Raw genomic sequence first — 15673 nt, 5'->3', positions numbered from 1 at the left:
CGCTCCGCGTCCTCGACACCTCGTGGAACGTCGCGGCCTCGCCGGTGACCCGACGAGGTCGCGACGTTCCACGAGGTGTCGAGGACGCGGAGCGGGCGGTCGCCGCCGAACGGGCTCTCGACGGCGACGGGACCGGTCGGAGCGCTGATGTCGCCGCCGCCGTCGACGAAGCCGGTCCGGGCGAAGCCGTCGAGTTCCGCGGCGGCTCGGTCCACGATGAACCCCTTGGCGAGCCCGTTGAGGTCGAGTCGACCGCCGACCTCGACGGTCGTTCCGTCGACGGCGACCCGCGCCGATTCCTCGGGGACGGCACCGCCGGGGCGCGCGGAGGACTCGCCGGCGATGTACTCCTTGACTCGGGCCTCGGTCGCGCCGGCACCGATATCGAAAGCGCCGTCGGTCCGCTCGCGGTAGTCGAGGCCGCGACGGACGACCGCCGCGACGGTCGCGTCGTCGACTCGGCCGGTCCGGTTGAGCCGTGAGACGGCGCTCCGAGAGTCGAAGGCGTCGAGCACGCGTTCGAGGTCGAAGGCGGTGTCGCGGGCGCGACGGGCCGCCGCGGGCGCGCCCCGGCCCACCGCGCGGACCAGAAACGCCGTGTCACAGCAGTCGAACGTCACCGTCAATTCGCCGAGCGCCGAGCGGGCCCGCGAGACGACGTCAGTCGTCATCGCCCTCGTGTTCGACTTCGTGTTCTTCGTCGTCGCGGTCCTCGTGCTCCTCGTCACCGCCGTATTCCTCGTGTTCCTCGTCACCGTCGCCGTCGCCGTTCGACTGGACCGCGGGCGTGAAGTCGGGGTTCGGCGTCGGCGCGTCGCTCGACTGGGCCGCGGCGTGGTCGCCGGCGGCCGGCGTCTGCGTGTCGGTTCCGAGGAGGAGCGTCGGCGAGACCAGCCCCGCCGCGACGACGGTCGTCAGGAGCGCGCCGACGAGCGCCAGCGCGACGAGGGTGTGTTTCTGAAGCGGGATTCGCATCGTGTCGAGACGGTGGCCGAGGGCGGATAAACGGATTCGCGTCCAACGCTCGAATACTCGGTCAATCGTCGAATGTTCGTCCAATCGTCGAATCGTCGGCTCGCGGGGGCAGAGAGTGAGCCGGGGCGGGGCGGGACGAGGCGGAGCGGAGTGAGCCGGGGCGAGCGCCCTCGCCGTCAGTCTGCCGCCCCGCCGAGCGCTTTCGCGACCGACTCGCCGAGCGCCCGGCGCTTGATGAGCGCGAAGCCGGCGAAGATGGAGACGAAGCCGAGCGCGGTCACGGCGTCGATGAGCTGGCCGAGGAACGCCCAACTGAGCAGCGTCGCGGAGACGGGTTCGAGGTAGCCGATGAGGTTTATCTGCGTCGGGCCGAAGCGGCCGAGCAGTTCGAAGTAGATGAGGAACGCGCCAGCGCCGCTGACGACGGCGAGATACAGCAGGGAGCCGACGGCGACGCCGGACCACTCGATTGCCGCGAGCGACTCGCCGGTGACAGTTCCCCCGACGAACAGGAGCGCGGCCCCGAACAGCATCGCCCACGCCTGAAGCGTCCGCGCCGGGATGTCCGACGAAAAGGGGCGCGTCAGGACGGCACCGAGGGCGAAGCACGCCGAGGCGACGAGGACGGTGGCGACGCCGACCACGTCGCTGGAGAGGAGCGCGTTCGGGTCCGGCCGGGCGACGAGACCGACGCCGAGGAAGCCGAAACCGAACCCGAGGACCCCGAGCGGGGAGATGCGGTCGCCGAGGATGCCCGTCGCGAACAGCGCGGTCAGGACCGGCCCGAGGCTGATGACGATGGCCGCCACCGCGCCGGGGACGTGCTCCTGTCCGAGGTAGAGAAACGCGTGGTGCGCGCCGATGAGGAGGCCGCCCGAGACGCCGACGAGCGTCCAGTCGGTCCGGCTGTGCGGCCGCCAGTAGTCGGTCGAGACGGCGGCGTAGCCGAGGACGATGAGCCCCGCGAGGGAGAACCGAAGCGCCGCGAACTGGAGCGGCGGGAAGTACGCGAGACCGACCTCGATGGCGACGAACGAACTCCCCCAGAGAAGCCCCAGAAGGACGAACAGCCCGGCGGCGACCCGGCCGTTCACCGACACCACGCTCCGCTCGGGGGTCGCCGGCGCGGAGCGGCCGACTTCGGCGGCTTCGCCGGCTCCGCCGGCTCCGATTCGATACGCTCACCCTCAGTTGCAGTAATCTCCAGCACGTGAGCGTATCGTTACCACACAATCGATAATAGTCGTTCTGTTCGGTTCGAGTTTCGAACCGCCGACGGCTCACAGCGAGCCGCGGAGCACCTTCGCCGCGGTCAGAATCGGGTCCCAGACGGGGCTGAAGGGCGGCGCGTAGCCGAGGTCGAGTCGCTCCACTTCGGCGACGGTCAACTCGGAAGCGAGCGCGGTCGCCACGGTGTCGATTCTGACGGCGGCGCGGTCGGCCCCGACGATGGTCCCGCCGAGCAGTCGGCCGGTGTCGCGGTCGGCGACGAGCGTGACGGTCGTCTCGGCGGAGCCGGGGTAGTAGCCCGACCGCGAGCCCGTGGTGACGGTCTCCGAGACGGGGTCGAAGCCGGCGTCGCGCGCCTCGTCGAGGTCGGTCACGCCGGCGCGGCCGCATTCGAGGTCGAACGCCTTCACGACCGAGGTGTCGGCGACGGTCCCGATGGGCTCGGGGTCGCCCGCGACGGTCTGGCCGATGGCGCGCCCGGCCCGGTTCGCGGGCAGGCCGAGCGTGTTCCACGTCGGCTCGCCGGTGACGACGTGGTCGATTTCGGCGCAGTCGCCCGCGGCGTAGACGCCTTCGGCGCTCGTCCGCCCGTAGTCGTCGACCGCGATAGCGCCCGTCTCGCCGAGGTCGACGGCGTCGGCGACGAGGTCCGCGTTGGGTCGGAGCCCGATGCCGACCATCGCCGCGTCCACCGCGAGTTCGTCGCCCTCGCAGACGACGGCCTCGACCCGGCCCGCGTCGTCGCCGCGGAGTCGCTCGACCGACGCGCCGAGGTGGAGCGTGACGCCGTGAGTTTCGAGGTGTTCTCCGACCCGCTCGCCCACGGCGTCGCCGAACGTGCCGAGGACGTGGCCGGAGCGCTGGAACAGGTGGACGTCGAGGCCGTGGGCGCTGAACGCCTCCGCCATCTCGACGCCGACGAAGCCGCCGCCGACGATGGCGACCGACTCCGGGGGTTCCATCGCGCCGAAGCGGGCCGCCCGCGCCTCGTCGACGAACCCGCCGCCGCCGAGGTCGGCCACCGAGGCCTCGTCCGGGTCGGTGAGGAACGACCGAATCGCCGCCGCGTCGTCCAGTCCGTGGAGCGTGAACGCGCCGTCGAGGTCGATGCCGTCTATCGGTTCGCGGAGCGCCCGCGCGCCGGTGGCGACGAGGAGGTCGCCGTAGGGCTGGTCGAACGTCCCGTCCGGGCCCTCGACCGTGACGACCCGCTCGTCGGTGTCGACGGCGACGACCTCGTGTTCGCGCCGGAGGTCGATGCCGCGGTCGGCGGCCGCCTCGGGCGACAGCGAGAGCATGTCGGTGAGTTTCTCGACCTCGCCTTTGACGTAGTAGGGCGTGCCGCAGTGGGCGTAGGAGACCCAGCGGCCCTTCTCGAAGACGACGACGTCGCGGTCGGTGTCGGCGCGGGCGAACTTGCTCGCGGCGGAGAGTCCGGCGGCGTCGCCGCCGACGACGACGAATGGTTCGGCAGGCATCGTGGGAGAGTGGTACGCCCGCCGACACGTAATTTCCCCGGCCGGGCGGGGCGGGCGCACGGACGCGCCGGCGACGGTCGTGAACGTGCCGGGACGGACAGAATCGGCCCGTCAGCGGCGGACGCCGCCGCGCTCGGCCGCGAGCGTCCCGAGCACCCACGCGCTCGCACCCGGCGTCTCGCGCGCGGCGAACTCGGCGGTCGCGTACTGCGCGAGCGCGTTTCGCGCGGCCCGAGGGTCGCCGTCCTCGTAGTAGTCGTCGCGGAAGTAGCCGTCCCCGCGGCCGATCTGGTAGGCGATATCGACCAGCGCGCGACGCGTCAGGTGCGGGTTCGACCCGTCCGAGCGGGCGGCTTCGAGGGCTTCGAGCGCGCCGAGTTTCGCGTCCCTGACCGCGGCCGCCGACTCGACGGAGTCGTACCGGCCTCGCTTGACCGCCGTGACGGCCTCCTCGAACGCGCGGCGGTGCGTCTCGGCGGTGTGGACACCCACGAGGGCGGTGGCGAACCGCCCGCTTCGGAGGCCCTCACGGGCGTCCTGAAGCCCGCGTTCGACTTCGACGAACGTCTCCACCAGCAGGTCTTTGGCCGGCATGGATTCGAGTTTCTCGGTGTCGAACCCCTCGGCCGCGACGACGGATTCGAGCCCCTCCTGGGGGTACTCGGCCCGGCGGTCCTCGGTGATTCCGGCGAGCGAGGACGCGGTCGACTCGAACGCGTCGGTGAACTCTATCGGGTCGGCAATCGACGCCAAGTAGCGGTCGCGGACGTGGCGCGCGCCGTCGAGCGAGGCCCGCGCGGACTCGACCGCGTCGAGGAGTTCACCGACTCGCGGGGCGCTGTCGGCGTAGCGGCCGTACTCGCCGGCGTTGTCGAGATACCGGACCGCGGCCGCGACGAGGTTCTCGACGGCCTCGTACACGACGAGCGCCCGGTCGGGTTCGTCGCCGAGGTAGCGCGTGCCGAGCCTGAACGACTCGATGTCGGCGCGGACCGCCTCGGCCTCCTCGCGCACGTCGGCCTCGGTGAGGTCGCCGACGGCGGCGTCGTAGGTCCCCTTCGCCATCGCCGCTGCCCCGCGGGCGTAGCGCAGTCCCCGAAGCGTCTCGAAGGGCGACTCGTCGGCGTCCGAGGGGGCGAGGTCCTCGGCGGCGTCCGCGTACGCCTCGGCGTAGATTTCCCGGACCGCCTCGTTCGGGACTTCCTCGGGAGACATCGTCTCGGGGACGGAATCGAGGAGTTCGCGGGCGCGAGCGCGGCCCCGTTCGAGGAACGACTCGGCAATCGGGGCCGGGACGCGGGCCGGAAACCCCGGCGACCCGAGTTCCATGACCTCCCGGAGCGCCGCCGGGTCGAGCGTCGGACTATCGGAGTCTGACCCGCTCGAATCGAGCGCGGTACAGCCCGCGAGTCCGGCGACCCCGACCCCGGCGAGCGAGGCGAGCACGTCGCGTCGCGTTCGGGGCATCTCAGGCGTCCTCCGTCTCGGTTCGGAGCGACGGCGGGAGGCGACAACTGCTTCCGCCGCCGTGTCCCCAGCTCGATTCGCCCTTCGACGAGTAGGGCAGTCGCACCAGCGAGGCGACGACGTGGCGGTCGTCCACGGAGCACTCGACCGACGCGGCGCGCAGCGAGCGACAGAAGTCGAGGTGGACGACGCTGTCCGGCGGGTGCGTGACGTACAGCAGTTTCACGCGGTGACAGGCGTCCGTCCGGTGCTGGGTGATGACGAGCGTCTGTTCGTCGAAGTCCGTCTGGTCGATGAACGCGCGGGCCTCGTCGATGCCGTCGGGTTCGGCCGCGACCGCGACGTCCTCGCGTTCCTCGTCGGTGGTGACGAGGAAGTCGTCGAAGTACGACGACCCCGCCCCTTCGTCGTCGCGGGCGGCGTTCCGGAAAATCGCGCTCTCGGCGTCGTTGCGGAGTTGGAGGTGGTCGTAGTCGGTGACGAGCGCGTCCGGGGAGGGACCAGACGGCTCGTCGAAACTGGAACTGGAACCTTCACCGGAACACCCGGCGAGCGCGGCGACGAGGGACGCGCCGCCGGCGTGGAGGACCTGTCTGCGAGTCGGCAGGGACATGTGTCGGTTTCCCAACCGAACGCCGGCGGCATGTGTTTTCCGATGCGTCGGGTCGCCGCCGGCCGAACCGCGGGACATTTCCCCGACCGCCGCCTCGACTCGACCGACAGATGCGCGAGGACGAGTTGGCGACGCGGGTGGTCGAACATTTCCGGGCGGCCTTCGACGACGTGGAGATTCACCTCGAAGAGCCGTACGACCACTACGGGAACCGCGGCGTCGCCGACGTGTACGTCAGGGTGCGGACGCCCGAACCGGTGGACTACCTCATCGAACTCAAGGCCGACGCCGCCGTCCGCCACGCCACCGGCGCGAACGAGATACTCCGCCAGTACCGCCGCATGGAGCGCTACTTCTACAAGGACGACGAACACGCCATCCGGACGAAACTCGGCCGCGAGGGGCCGGGCGTCCACGCGCTGTTGCTGTTCGCGCCGACGAAACGCTGCGTCGAGCACGTCCGCGAACACGCCGCCCTGTACGAGTCGGTCGACCCCGACGCGACCGTCGAGGGCGTCGAGGCCGCCCGCAAGGTGGCCTTTCTGACCAACCTCGACCGCGCGCCCGAGGGCGAACTCGGCTTTCTGTCTCTCAACGGGCCGCTCGCGTTCGACTCGGCGGCCTTCCGCGAGGCCGTCCCGTCGGGGTCGCGCCTCGCCGACGCCCTCTGGGGCGACGACTAGCGGACACGCTCATACACCCCCCGTTCGTAGGGGCGGGCATGGGAACGATTCGAGAGTCGGTTCGAATCCCGTTGGGGGACCTCCGTCAGCAGGTCGCTGACAGCTTCGGCGTCGCGGCGTCGCTGGTCGAGATACACGGTATCCGACTCGAAGACGGGGCAATCGAAGTCGAGGCGAGCTACCCCGACGGCGAGGACGTGCCGGTGGTCGAACTGTTCGTCACCGACCCGACCGGGCACACCGAGTCGTACGTCACCGAGTTGGACGGCGCGAAGAACCTCCTCATCGCCGGCGAGGACGTGCTCGTCGAACTCGTCGATTACGACCCCGAGCGCGGCGAGGTGTTCGTCTCGGTGAAACACCGACAGGACGGCGAGATGGTGACCGTCCTCGGCTGCGGCGAGAAGTGGGTGATTCCGGTCGAGCGCGACGGCGTCGAGGAGTCCATCCGCTGTCGGATTCAGAGCGCCGTCGGGCCGACGGGCGAGGAGTCCTGACCGCGGCGGAGAGCCGCCCCCGAACTACCCCTCGTACTCGACGTAGGAGACGCAGTAGCCCTCGGGCGAAATCTCGCCCGCGACGATGGCGCACGCGCCCGCGCCGTCCCCGTTTTTGTCTTCGATGTAGTACCGGCAGGTCGAACACTGCCTGCCCTCGCTCGGCTCCTCTTGATACGAGACGGCCTCCTGCGACGAGAGGCTGTCGGGGTTGCGCTGGGTGCCGTCGAGCGACGTGGCGGTCGCGTACGCCTCGGGGACGCCCCCGGTCGACCCCGACGACTGCGTCGTGGTCGCGGTCGTCGTCTCGGTCGCGCCGCCACCGCCGCCCGAACAGCCCGCCAACCCCGCCATCGCGGCGGTCCCGGTGAGCCAGATAAACCGTCTTCGGGTGCGGGCGGCGTCGGTATCGGCGGTCTCGCCGGCGTCTCGACTCCGCGTTGGTCGGTCCGGTTGGTCCGGTCGGTCGGTCGCGTCACGGCGTGGCGTCCGCTCGTCGTCTGCCATGCCAATCTCTGACGCGCGGCGTCGGGAAAACCGAGCCAGCCGATTCTCGTGTGGCAAGAATTGCGACCACGTTGATGGTGTCGCGCCGCTAAGTGACACGGATACGCGAATCGGTCGTCGAGCGACCGAAAAAGCGGACGAAAAGCGACGAGCGTCGCGCGCCTCAGTCGTCCGGGCGAATCCGAGCGAGTCGCATCGCGTTGCCCGTCACGCCCATCGTCATCCCGGCGTCGCCCGCGAGGACCGCGAGCGCGACGGAGACGTAGCCGAAGGGCACGCCCACCGCGAGAACGGCCTTGATGGCGAGCGACGCCCAGATGTTCTGCCGGATGACGTTGTTCGCCCGGTGGGAGAGTTCGTAGAGGTACGGGAGCTTCGAGAGGTCGTCGGCCATGAGGGCGATGTCTGCCGTTTCGAGGGCGGTGTCGGTGCCGGCCGCGCCCATGGCGACGCCGACGGTGGCGGTGGCGAGCGCCGGGGCGTCGTTGATGCCGTCGCCGACCATGGCGACCGAGCCGTACTCGTCGAGCAGTCCCTCGACGGCGGCGACCTTGTCCTCCGGGAGGAGGCCGGCGCGGAAGTCGTCGACGCCGACCTGCTCGGCGATGGCGCGGGCGGTCCCCTCGTTGTCGCCGGTGAGCATGACGACCGAGAGGCCGGCCTCGCGGAGCTTCGCGACCGTCTCGCGGGCGTCGGGGCGAACCTCGTCGGCGACGGCGACGACGCCTTCGAGGTCGTCTTCGGTCCCGACGACGACGACCGTCTTGCCCTCCGACTGGAGGCGCGGAATCGTGTCCTCGACGAGGTTGAGACAGCCGTGGCGGTCACAGAGCTGTCGGACCTCCTCGGAAAGCTCCTCGCCGGGGCCGGTGACGTGGACGTGTTCGAGGTCGAAGCCGAGCTCCTCGAAGAAGCCGGGCTTGCCGGCGAAGTGCGGGACGCCGTCGAGGTCGGCGCGGACGCCCTTGCCGGTGACGCTCTCGAAGTCGTCGACCTCGCGGCCGGCGACGCCCGTGCCCTCGGCGTGGGAGACGATGGCCTCGCCGATGGGGTGTTCGCTCCGAGATTCGAGGCCGCGCGCGCACCGCAACACGTCCTCTTCGGAGTTGCCGTTGAGCGGGACCACGTCGGTGACGGTGAGTTCGCCCTTCGTGAGCGTGCCCGTCTTGTCCACGGCGACGGCCTCGACCGAGCCCATCGCTTCGAGGTGCGTGCCGCCCTTGATGAGCACGCCGTTCTTCGCGGCGGACGTGATGCCCGAGACGACCGAGACGGGCGTCGAGATGACGAACGCGCAGGGGCAGGCGAGCACGAGCATCGTGATGCCGTAGACGAACCACGTCACCCAGTCGAGCCCGAACGCGAGCGGCGGTATCGCCGCGACCGCGACCGCGACGACGACCATGACGGGCGTGTAGTACGACGAGAAGCGCTCGACGAACTGCTCGCGTTCGGTCTTGTTGGACTGGGCGTCCTCGACCATCGAGACGATGCGCGAGAGGGTGTCGTCGCCCGCGGCGGACTCGACGCGGACTTCGAGGTAGCCCGCCTCGTTGACGGTGCCCGCGAACACCTCGTCGCCCTCGGCCTTGTCGACCGGGACGGACTCGCCGGTGATGGGGGCCTGATTGACCGCGCTGTCGCCCGCGACGACCGTGCCGTCGACGGGGATCTTCTCGCCGGGCTTGACGGCGACCACGTCGCCGAGTTCGAGTTCCTCGACGGGAACGACCGTTTCGACGCCGTCGCGGAGGACCGTCGCCTCGTCGGGCGAGAGGTCCATCAGCTCGCGGAGGGAGTCGCGCGTGCGGTCCATCGAGTAACGTTCGAGCAGTTCGGAGACGCTGAAGAGGAACGCGAGCGTCGCGGCCTCGAAATAGAGGCTCGTCGGCCCGGAGATGAGGCTCGCGGCCACGGCGCTGAGAATCGCCGTCGACATCAGGAAGTCGATGTCGAGACTGCGGTTCTTCGCCGAGTAGTAGCCGTTGCGGAGGATGGCCTGCCCGCCGACCGCGGCCCCGAGGACGTACAGCAGTTCGGCGACCGTGAACGAGACGCCGAGGACCGTGGCGACGACGAGTTCCAGCCCGAACAGGTACTCGGCGGCGATACCCGCCGCGAGGAAGCCGCCGCTCACCCACGTTTTGACCGCGCGCGTACTGCGCCAGACGCTCTCGCGGTCCGCGTCGACGTCGCCGCCGTGGGAGTGGCCGTGACCGTCGTCGCCGTCGTCGCCGTCGGTCCCGGTGACCTCGTAGCCGGCGGCTTCGATAGCCGAGACGACCGAATCGAGGTCCGCGTCGGCCGCGAGCGTGACGACGGCGGTCCCGGTCGTCGGGCGCGTCTCGTACGACAGCACGCCCGGCGCGCCGCGGAGCGCGTTCTCGACTTTCCCGGCGCAGGAGGCGCAGTCCATGTCCGGGACGGAAACCGACACCTCGCGCGTCGAGGGGCCGCTCTCGACGGCGTAGCCCGCGCCCTCGATGTTGCCCCGGATGTCGTCGGGCGTGGTCCGGTCGGGGTCGTAGTCGACGACGAGCCGGCCGGACGTCACCCGCGGATCGATGTCGCCGACGCCGTCGAGTTTCCCGACGCTCGTTTCGACCTTGCTCGCACAGGAGGCGCAGTCCATATCGGGGACGCCGAACTCCGCGCGGGCGGAACCGGCGGACTCGCCGGTGGGGTCGCCGGTCCCCGTCTCGCCGGTCGCTCCCGACGCAGACGCGCCCTCGACCTCGCAGGCGTCGCCGCACCCGCATTCGTCGCCCTCCTGCGGGTCCGTGGACGCGCCCGCCTCGTCACCGGTGCCGGGGTCGGGGTCGTGTCCGTCGTGTTCGCTCATACTCGGCAGTAGCCGGCGACGGATTAATAATCCACCTGTTAGAAACGGGGGGTTTACTATTGTAAATTCACAAATTAACGCCGCTTAGTTGTTAATCAGAGGAACGGCGGGGACGCGGTCGGCAGCGAGATGAGCCACAGGCTGAGAATCGTGTAGAGAATCATCACCGCGACGAAGGGGAACTGGCTCCGGACGGCCTGCAGTCTGCTGGGGAAGGTCCGGTAGGCCTGCGAGTGCGCCACCCACACCGCCAGCAGGTGGCCGAGGAGGACGAATCCGACGTTCAGACCGCCGAACCACGCGGGGAGCGTGAGGACGACCGGGTTCGCCGGCGACGACAGCGGCGACGACAGCGCGTGGACGAGCATCGGCGACAGCGAGACGAAGAAGCCGAAGTAGTGCGCGAGGTGGTAGCCGGCGGCGATGACGAGAAGCGGGGGTGCGAATTTGACCGCGAGGTCGAGCGGCGTCTCGAAGGTGTCGATGCGGCGGGCGGTCACCCGCGCCGCGAGGACGTAGAGGCCGAGGAAGACCCCGAAGCCGCCGAGGTAGAGCAGTCCGTAGACGAGAAGCGGCGGGAGGCCGACGCCCACCAGCGACCGGACGGCCGCCGCGCCCTGCTCGGTCGTGACGAAGCCGCTGAAGGTGAGTTCCCAGACGAGGACGACCGCGACGGCCACGTCGCCGAGGTCGGTCAGGTCGTCGTCGGTGACCAGTCGCATCCCCGGCAGGCGGAACGAGAGGCCGTCGCCGTCGAGGCGAACCGGCGCGACCCGGCCGTAGAAGTGCAGGAAGACGGAGACGGGGTCCACCTTGTCGAACCACGCGTCCGCGCCGACGACGACCGCGCCGACGAGCGTGACGACCGAGTAGGCGACGAGCGCGGTCGCGAGGACCGACGGCCGGGTCGTGACGGCGGTCGCGGTCTCGACCCAGACGAGCGCGAGAATCCCCGCTACCGCCGGCCAGCGGCCGAGTCGCTCGGGGTAGGCGACGAAGCCGTTCGGGACCGCCGAGACGACGGTTCGCCACGGGTTCAGCGCGCGCCACGTGTCGGCGACGAGGTACGAGAGCATCGTGTAGCCGGCGCGGAGTCCGGCGAAAACGACGATAACGGCGAAGCTGACGGTCGGAATCTGCGGCCCGGTGTAGCCGAGGTAGACCACGAGCGCGAGGACCGCGAGGCCGAGGACGCCGCCAGCGACCCGGAGCGCGCGCAAGAGACCGTCCGAAACGCCCGCTTCGGGGCCGGTCCGCCACAGGTGGACGCGCTCGATGAACCGCCGGTCGGTGACGAAACTGGCGAGGAGCGCGGACGCCCCGACGGTCGCGCCGCCGGTGGCGAGATAGAGCCACCGCGGGACCGCGAGGTTGTCCTGCGACGCGCCCGCGAGGCCGACCGCGGCGTTGCTCGCGGCCGCCGGGTCAGCGAGGAGCGACAGCAGACTCGCCACGAGGAGACCGAGGCCGAATCGCCTGAGGGAGATGGGTCGGAGTCGGGTCATGATGCGAAGACGATAAACAGCATGAGGAAGCCGAAGTACAGCAGCACGATGACGCCGAGCGCCCGGATGCGGAACGACTTGAGTTCCGCTTCCTCCTCGTAGTACGCCTCGCGGTACGCCTCGACCTCCTCGGCGTCGAGGGCGTCGGGGTGTCTCGCGCCCCGGTGGAGGACCAGCAGTCGCTCGGTCGGATACGCCTCGCCGCACGCTGGGCAGGTGTGGCGGTCGCGCGTCGCGTCTGTGTCCGTGGTCATCCGAGAGTCACTCGAAGTTCGGTGGGGTTGGTTTCTGAACGTTTCCATCGCGGGCGTCCGTCGAGGGGGTCCGACGAGGAGAGACGATGGCGGCGAAGCGACGCCTCACCCATCGAACTCCATCGGTTCGAACGTCATGAACGCCGTCTCGTAGCCGTCGTGGCGGGCGACCTGCGGCGGTACGTCGACCGAGAGGGTCAGCGCGTCGCCGGATTCGACGCCCTCGACGCCCGCGCCGTAGTGATAGCTGAGCTCGGGGTCGAGCGTCCGGGCGAGTCGCGCCCCGTCGAGGACGGCGGTTCCGCCGCGTTCGAGCGTGGCTCTGACGCCCATCATCGGCAGGACGAACTCGTTGTGCGGGGTCCGCGCCGAGACGTAGAGGTACGCGCCGTCGACGCCGAACCGGGAGCCGTCGTCGACGACGAAGGCGTCGAACAGGGCGTCGGCGCTCGTCTGTCGCCCGAGGTGGCGACCGGGGAGGTCGCCGACGGCGGGGGCTTTGCCGGTCGGGACGCCCATCATCTCCATCGCCGGAATCGCGCCGCGCGAGCCGGCCTCGTCGCCGAGGCGTCGCAGCTCCACGTCGTAGAGGTCGTCGGTCTCGAACGCGAACTCGAAGGTCGCCGTCTCGGCCGACTCGAATCGCCCGGCGAACGAGCCGGTTCGGGTGAGCGAGGTGCCGCCGACGCGGACGCGGGCCTCGTAGTCGCCCTCGCCGTCGAGGACGTAGTTCGCCCCGTAGTGCATCCCCATCTGCTGGGAGAGCATCGGGTAGGCGACCTCCTCGCTCACGAGGTCGCCGTCGCGGAGAATCTCGATGGAGACGCCGGCGTCCAGCGGGAGGACGGTCCCCGTCTCGGCGTCCCACAGCGACGCCATGAGGTGAATCGAGTCGTCGGCCTCGACGACGGTCTTCTGGAGCTCCGAACCGGCGGCCGTCCAGAATCGATGCGGGTACGAGTAGGTGAGCGCGACACCGTACGGCCCGGCGGTCGTCTTGCCGTACATCATCATCCCCTCGGTGATGGCGGGTAGATAGACCGCCGCCGGCCGGTCTTCGACCAGCGGCGGGTCGCGCCACGCCGACTGTCGTTCGAACCCGCCGAGACACCCCGCGGTCGCCGCGAGCGTGCCGATTCCGAGCGTCTTGATGGCGTCTCGTCGTTTCATGGTATCTCGAACCTCGGCGGCCCGCGGGTGTGCCGCCGCGCGTCTCCCGCGAGACGCTGATTGGCTCCGCTAGCGGCCCGGTGCCAATGTCGGTTGCGCTTCCCAATCGGCTTTCGAGGGGTGGTGTCGCCGTTATCAACCGCTGGTTCGCCGCATCACGTTTATATCCTCACTCGCGCTCCGTTCGGACGATGAACGACTCGCCGCTCGACGGTCTCGACGCCCGCGCCATCGCGCTGGCGTACCTCGGTTTCGGGGTCGCAGGCATCCTCGGCGGCGAGTTACTCCTGTCGGTCGCGTTGAGTGTGCCTCTGGCTCCCGTGGCCGAAGTCGTCAAAGGACTGGCGTTCGTCGCCGTCTCCACGGCGTTCGTCTGGTTTCTCGTCTCCCGAAAGGACCGACGAATCGAGCGCCAACAGGCGTCGGTTCGGTCGTCACTGGACCACCTTCGAACCGTCGTCGCGGCGTCCCCGGTTCCGATTATCGCGGTCACGCCCGACGGGCGCGTGACGAGATGGAACGACGCCGCCGCGGAAGCGTTCGGCTGGGAGCGCGACGACGTGCTCGGCGGGCCGCTCCCCTACAGCGCGGGCGAGAACAGCGAGAACAGCGAGGAGATTATCCGGCGGACCATCGCCGAAGGCGGCCTCTCGGACGTTTCGGTCGAGCGACGGCGCTCGAACGGCGACCTCCGGGAATTTCGCCTCTCGACGGCGGTCATCCGCGACGCCGACGGCGAGGCCACCGAAATCGTCGGCGTCTTCGTCGACGTGACAGCACAGCAGCGTCGGGAGCGCCGGCTCCGCGAGTTCGAGCAGGCCGTCGAACAGGCGGGTCACGCGATTTACCTCACCACGCCGGAGGGAGTGATTACGTACGTCAATCCGGCGTTCGAAGAGACAACTGGCTACGACGCCGCGGAAGCGGTCGGCGAACCGGCGTCGATACTCAGTTCTGGCGACATGCCGGACTCGTACTACAAGCGGTTGTGGGAGTCAGTCCGGTCCGGCGAGACGTGGCGAGAGCGAGTCATCGACCGGCGGAAGAACGGCGAACTCTACACCGCGATACAGACCATCGCGCCCCTCACGCACGACGGCGACATCGACGGCTACGTCGCCATCCAGTCGGACATCACCGAGTCGGAGCTAACCAGACAGCGGCTCGTCGTCCTCAACCGGATGTTCCGACACAACCTCCGAAACCGGATGAACGTCATCGAGGGCTACGCGGAACTGATTCACCGAGACGCGACCGTGGCCGCCGACGAGGGACTCACCGACGCCGCGGAGGCCATCATCGAAGCGGCGGACGAACTCGTCGCGCTCTCCGAGAAGGCCCAGACGGTCTCGGACGCACTCGAATCCGAGGGGACGCCGCGGCGCGTCTCGACGCTCGTCGAGGACGCCGTGTCGAGGGCCGAAGCGACGTATCCGGAAGCGACGATGCGGACGGACATCGAGACGGGACTCAACGCGCGGGTCGATAGCCGCGTCGGCGCGGCGCTCGACGAGCTGATCGCGAACGCGCTCAAACACGGCGGCGAGACGGTCGACATCGACGTGTGCCGAACCGAAGACGACGACTCGAAACTCGTCGTGCGAGTCGCCGACGACAGGCCGGGCATCCCCGACGAGGAGTGGCGAGTCATCAAGCGCGGCGAGGAGACGCCGCTCGAACACGGGACCGGGATGGGTCTGTGGCTGGTCCACTGGGTCGTCAAGAAATCAGGGGGAAGTATGGAGTTAGAAGCGTCTCCGTCAGGGGGAACCGCCGTGACGCTGAAGCTCCCAATCGGGGCGGAACGGCCGCGGGCGTGGGTCCCGAACGAGGAATGACCGCAGCCAGTATTTCAGAATAGAGACAATCCTAACGTCGATCTCCGAGTGACGACGCCGGCGAGCGGAGCGACCGGGTCAGGCGTCGAGGAGTTCGACGAGGTTCCCCTCGGGGTCGCGGACGAACGCGATTCGCGTGCCGCTTTCGGTCGTCTGGGGTTCGCTGAGCGTCTCGGCGTCGGCCGGGAGGTCGGCGACGGCGGCGTCGACGTCTTCGACGGAGAGTCCGAGGTGGGTCGCGCCGGGGCGGTTGAGCGTCGGTTCGTCGGTGTCGGCTCCGACCGGGTCGTACTCGACGAGTTCGACGCGCACGTCGCCGCCGTCGAGGTGGGCGAACCGCGCCGACGCGCCGTCGACGGAGACGGCGGTTGCGAACTCCTCGCCGCCGACTTCGAAGCGGGAGACGACCGGCAGGTCGAGCGCGTCGCGGTAGAACGCGAGCGTCGAATCGAGGTCTGAAACGGTGATGCCGACGTGGTGGGCGTTGGTGTTCACGGTTCGTCTGCGCGCGCAGAGCCTCAAAGGCGCTTCGTTCGGACCGCGGGGCGACGTGCGCGAGGCGCGCGTTCGGAACCGCGCCGCCGCCGGAGACCGTATCGCATATACCCGCTCGG

The 15673-nt window shown here is 69.8% G+C and carries 15 protein-coding genes; 3 read left to right on the top strand and 12 right to left on the bottom strand.

Annotated features, from left to right (window positions below; all coding sequences use genetic code 11):
* The 6 genes from FY251_RS07985 to FY251_RS07960 form a co-directional block, all read right to left on the bottom strand.
* Positions 1-671: FAD:protein FMN transferase (locus tag FY251_RS07985; protein ID WP_148414231.1), on the bottom strand; the 671-nt coding region annotated here is incomplete at its 3' end.
* Positions 661-975 (bottom strand): hypothetical protein, encoded by a 315-nt coding sequence (locus tag FY251_RS07980; protein WP_148414230.1) that lies wholly within the window; start codon positions 973-975, stop codon positions 661-663. The genes FY251_RS07985 and FY251_RS07980, both read right to left, overlap by 11 nt.
* Positions 976-1151: 176 nt before the next feature.
* A complete protein-coding gene (locus tag FY251_RS07975) occupies positions 1152-2069 on the bottom strand; it encodes a DMT family transporter (protein ID WP_148414229.1) in 918 nt (305 codons plus the stop codon).
* Positions 2070-2255: 186 nt separating this feature from the next.
* Positions 2256-3683, bottom strand: coding sequence for an FAD-dependent oxidoreductase (locus FY251_RS07970; protein WP_148414228.1), 1428 nt, complete (start codon positions 3681-3683; stop codon positions 2256-2258).
* Positions 3684-3794: 111 nt separating this feature from the next.
* The gene (locus FY251_RS07965; RefSeq protein WP_148414227.1) at positions 3795-5150 is read right to left on the bottom strand and encodes a hypothetical protein; all 1356 of its coding nucleotides are present in this window, start codon (positions 5148-5150) and stop codon (positions 3795-3797) included.
* A gap of 1 nt (position 5151) precedes the next feature.
* The gene (locus FY251_RS07960; protein ID WP_148414226.1) at positions 5152-5763 is read right to left on the bottom strand and encodes a hypothetical protein; all 612 of its coding nucleotides are present in this window, start codon (positions 5761-5763) and stop codon (positions 5152-5154) included.
* Between the two features lie 110 nt (positions 5764-5873).
* Between FY251_RS07960 and FY251_RS07955 the strand changes: the two genes are divergently transcribed.
* Positions 5874-6446, top strand: a complete 573-nt coding sequence (locus tag FY251_RS07955; RefSeq protein ID WP_089781194.1) for a hypothetical protein — start codon at positions 5874-5876, stop codon at positions 6444-6446.
* 38 nt (positions 6447-6484) lie between these two features.
* A complete protein-coding gene (locus FY251_RS07950; RefSeq protein ID WP_148414225.1) occupies positions 6485-6943 on the top strand; it encodes a hypothetical protein in 459 nt (152 codons plus the stop codon).
* A gap of 24 nt (positions 6944-6967) precedes the next feature.
* Here FY251_RS07950 and FY251_RS07945 read toward each other — a convergent pair whose 3' ends face one another.
* The 5 genes from FY251_RS07945 to FY251_RS07925 all read right to left on the bottom strand — a co-directional run bounded on the left by FY251_RS07945 (position 6968) and on the right by FY251_RS07925 (position 13221).
* On the bottom strand, positions 6968-7450 hold the full coding sequence (locus FY251_RS07945) for a high-potential iron-sulfur protein (protein WP_148414224.1): 483 nt from the start codon (positions 7448-7450) through the stop codon (positions 6968-6970).
* A 163-nt stretch (positions 7451-7613) separates the two neighbouring features.
* Positions 7614-10292: a heavy metal translocating P-type ATPase gene (locus FY251_RS07940; protein ID WP_148414223.1), complete on the bottom strand. Its 2679-nt coding sequence runs from the start codon at positions 10290-10292 to the stop codon at positions 7614-7616.
* A gap of 95 nt (positions 10293-10387) precedes the next feature.
* A complete protein-coding gene (locus FY251_RS07935; RefSeq protein ID WP_148414222.1) occupies positions 10388-11797 on the bottom strand; it encodes a hypothetical protein in 1410 nt (469 codons plus the stop codon).
* Entirely contained in the window at positions 11794-12051 is a 258-nt protein-coding gene (locus tag FY251_RS07930) for a DNA-binding protein (protein ID WP_148414221.1), read from the bottom strand. Before FY251_RS07930 ends, FY251_RS07935 begins: the two co-directional genes overlap by 4 nt.
* A 105-nt stretch (positions 12052-12156) precedes the next feature.
* A complete protein-coding gene (locus FY251_RS07925; protein WP_148414220.1) occupies positions 12157-13221 on the bottom strand; it encodes an iron transporter in 1065 nt (354 codons plus the stop codon).
* 191 nt (positions 13222-13412) lie between these two features.
* Between FY251_RS07925 and FY251_RS07920 the strand changes: the two genes are divergently transcribed.
* Positions 13413-15059 carry a PAS domain-containing sensor histidine kinase gene (locus tag FY251_RS07920; protein ID WP_148414219.1) on the top strand — a complete coding sequence of 549 codons (1647 nt, stop codon included), beginning with the start codon at positions 13413-13415 and terminating at the stop codon, positions 15057-15059.
* A 78-nt stretch (positions 15060-15137) separates the two neighbouring features.
* On the opposite strand, the gene FY251_RS07915 is transcribed toward FY251_RS07920, so the two are convergent.
* On the bottom strand, positions 15138-15554 hold the full coding sequence (locus tag FY251_RS07915) for a VOC family protein (protein WP_148414218.1): 417 nt from the start codon (positions 15552-15554) through the stop codon (positions 15138-15140).
* Between the last annotated feature and the right edge of the window lie 119 nt (positions 15555-15673).

The sequence above is a fragment of the Haloferax sp. KTX1 genome (assembly GCF_902410085.1).
In the GTDB taxonomy this organism is placed as follows: domain Archaea; phylum Halobacteriota; class Halobacteria; order Halobacteriales; family Haloferacaceae; genus Haloferax; species Haloferax massiliensis.
Note: the sequence above shows the minus strand (reverse complement) of the source record. Positions and strands in the feature narration are given on the sequence as shown.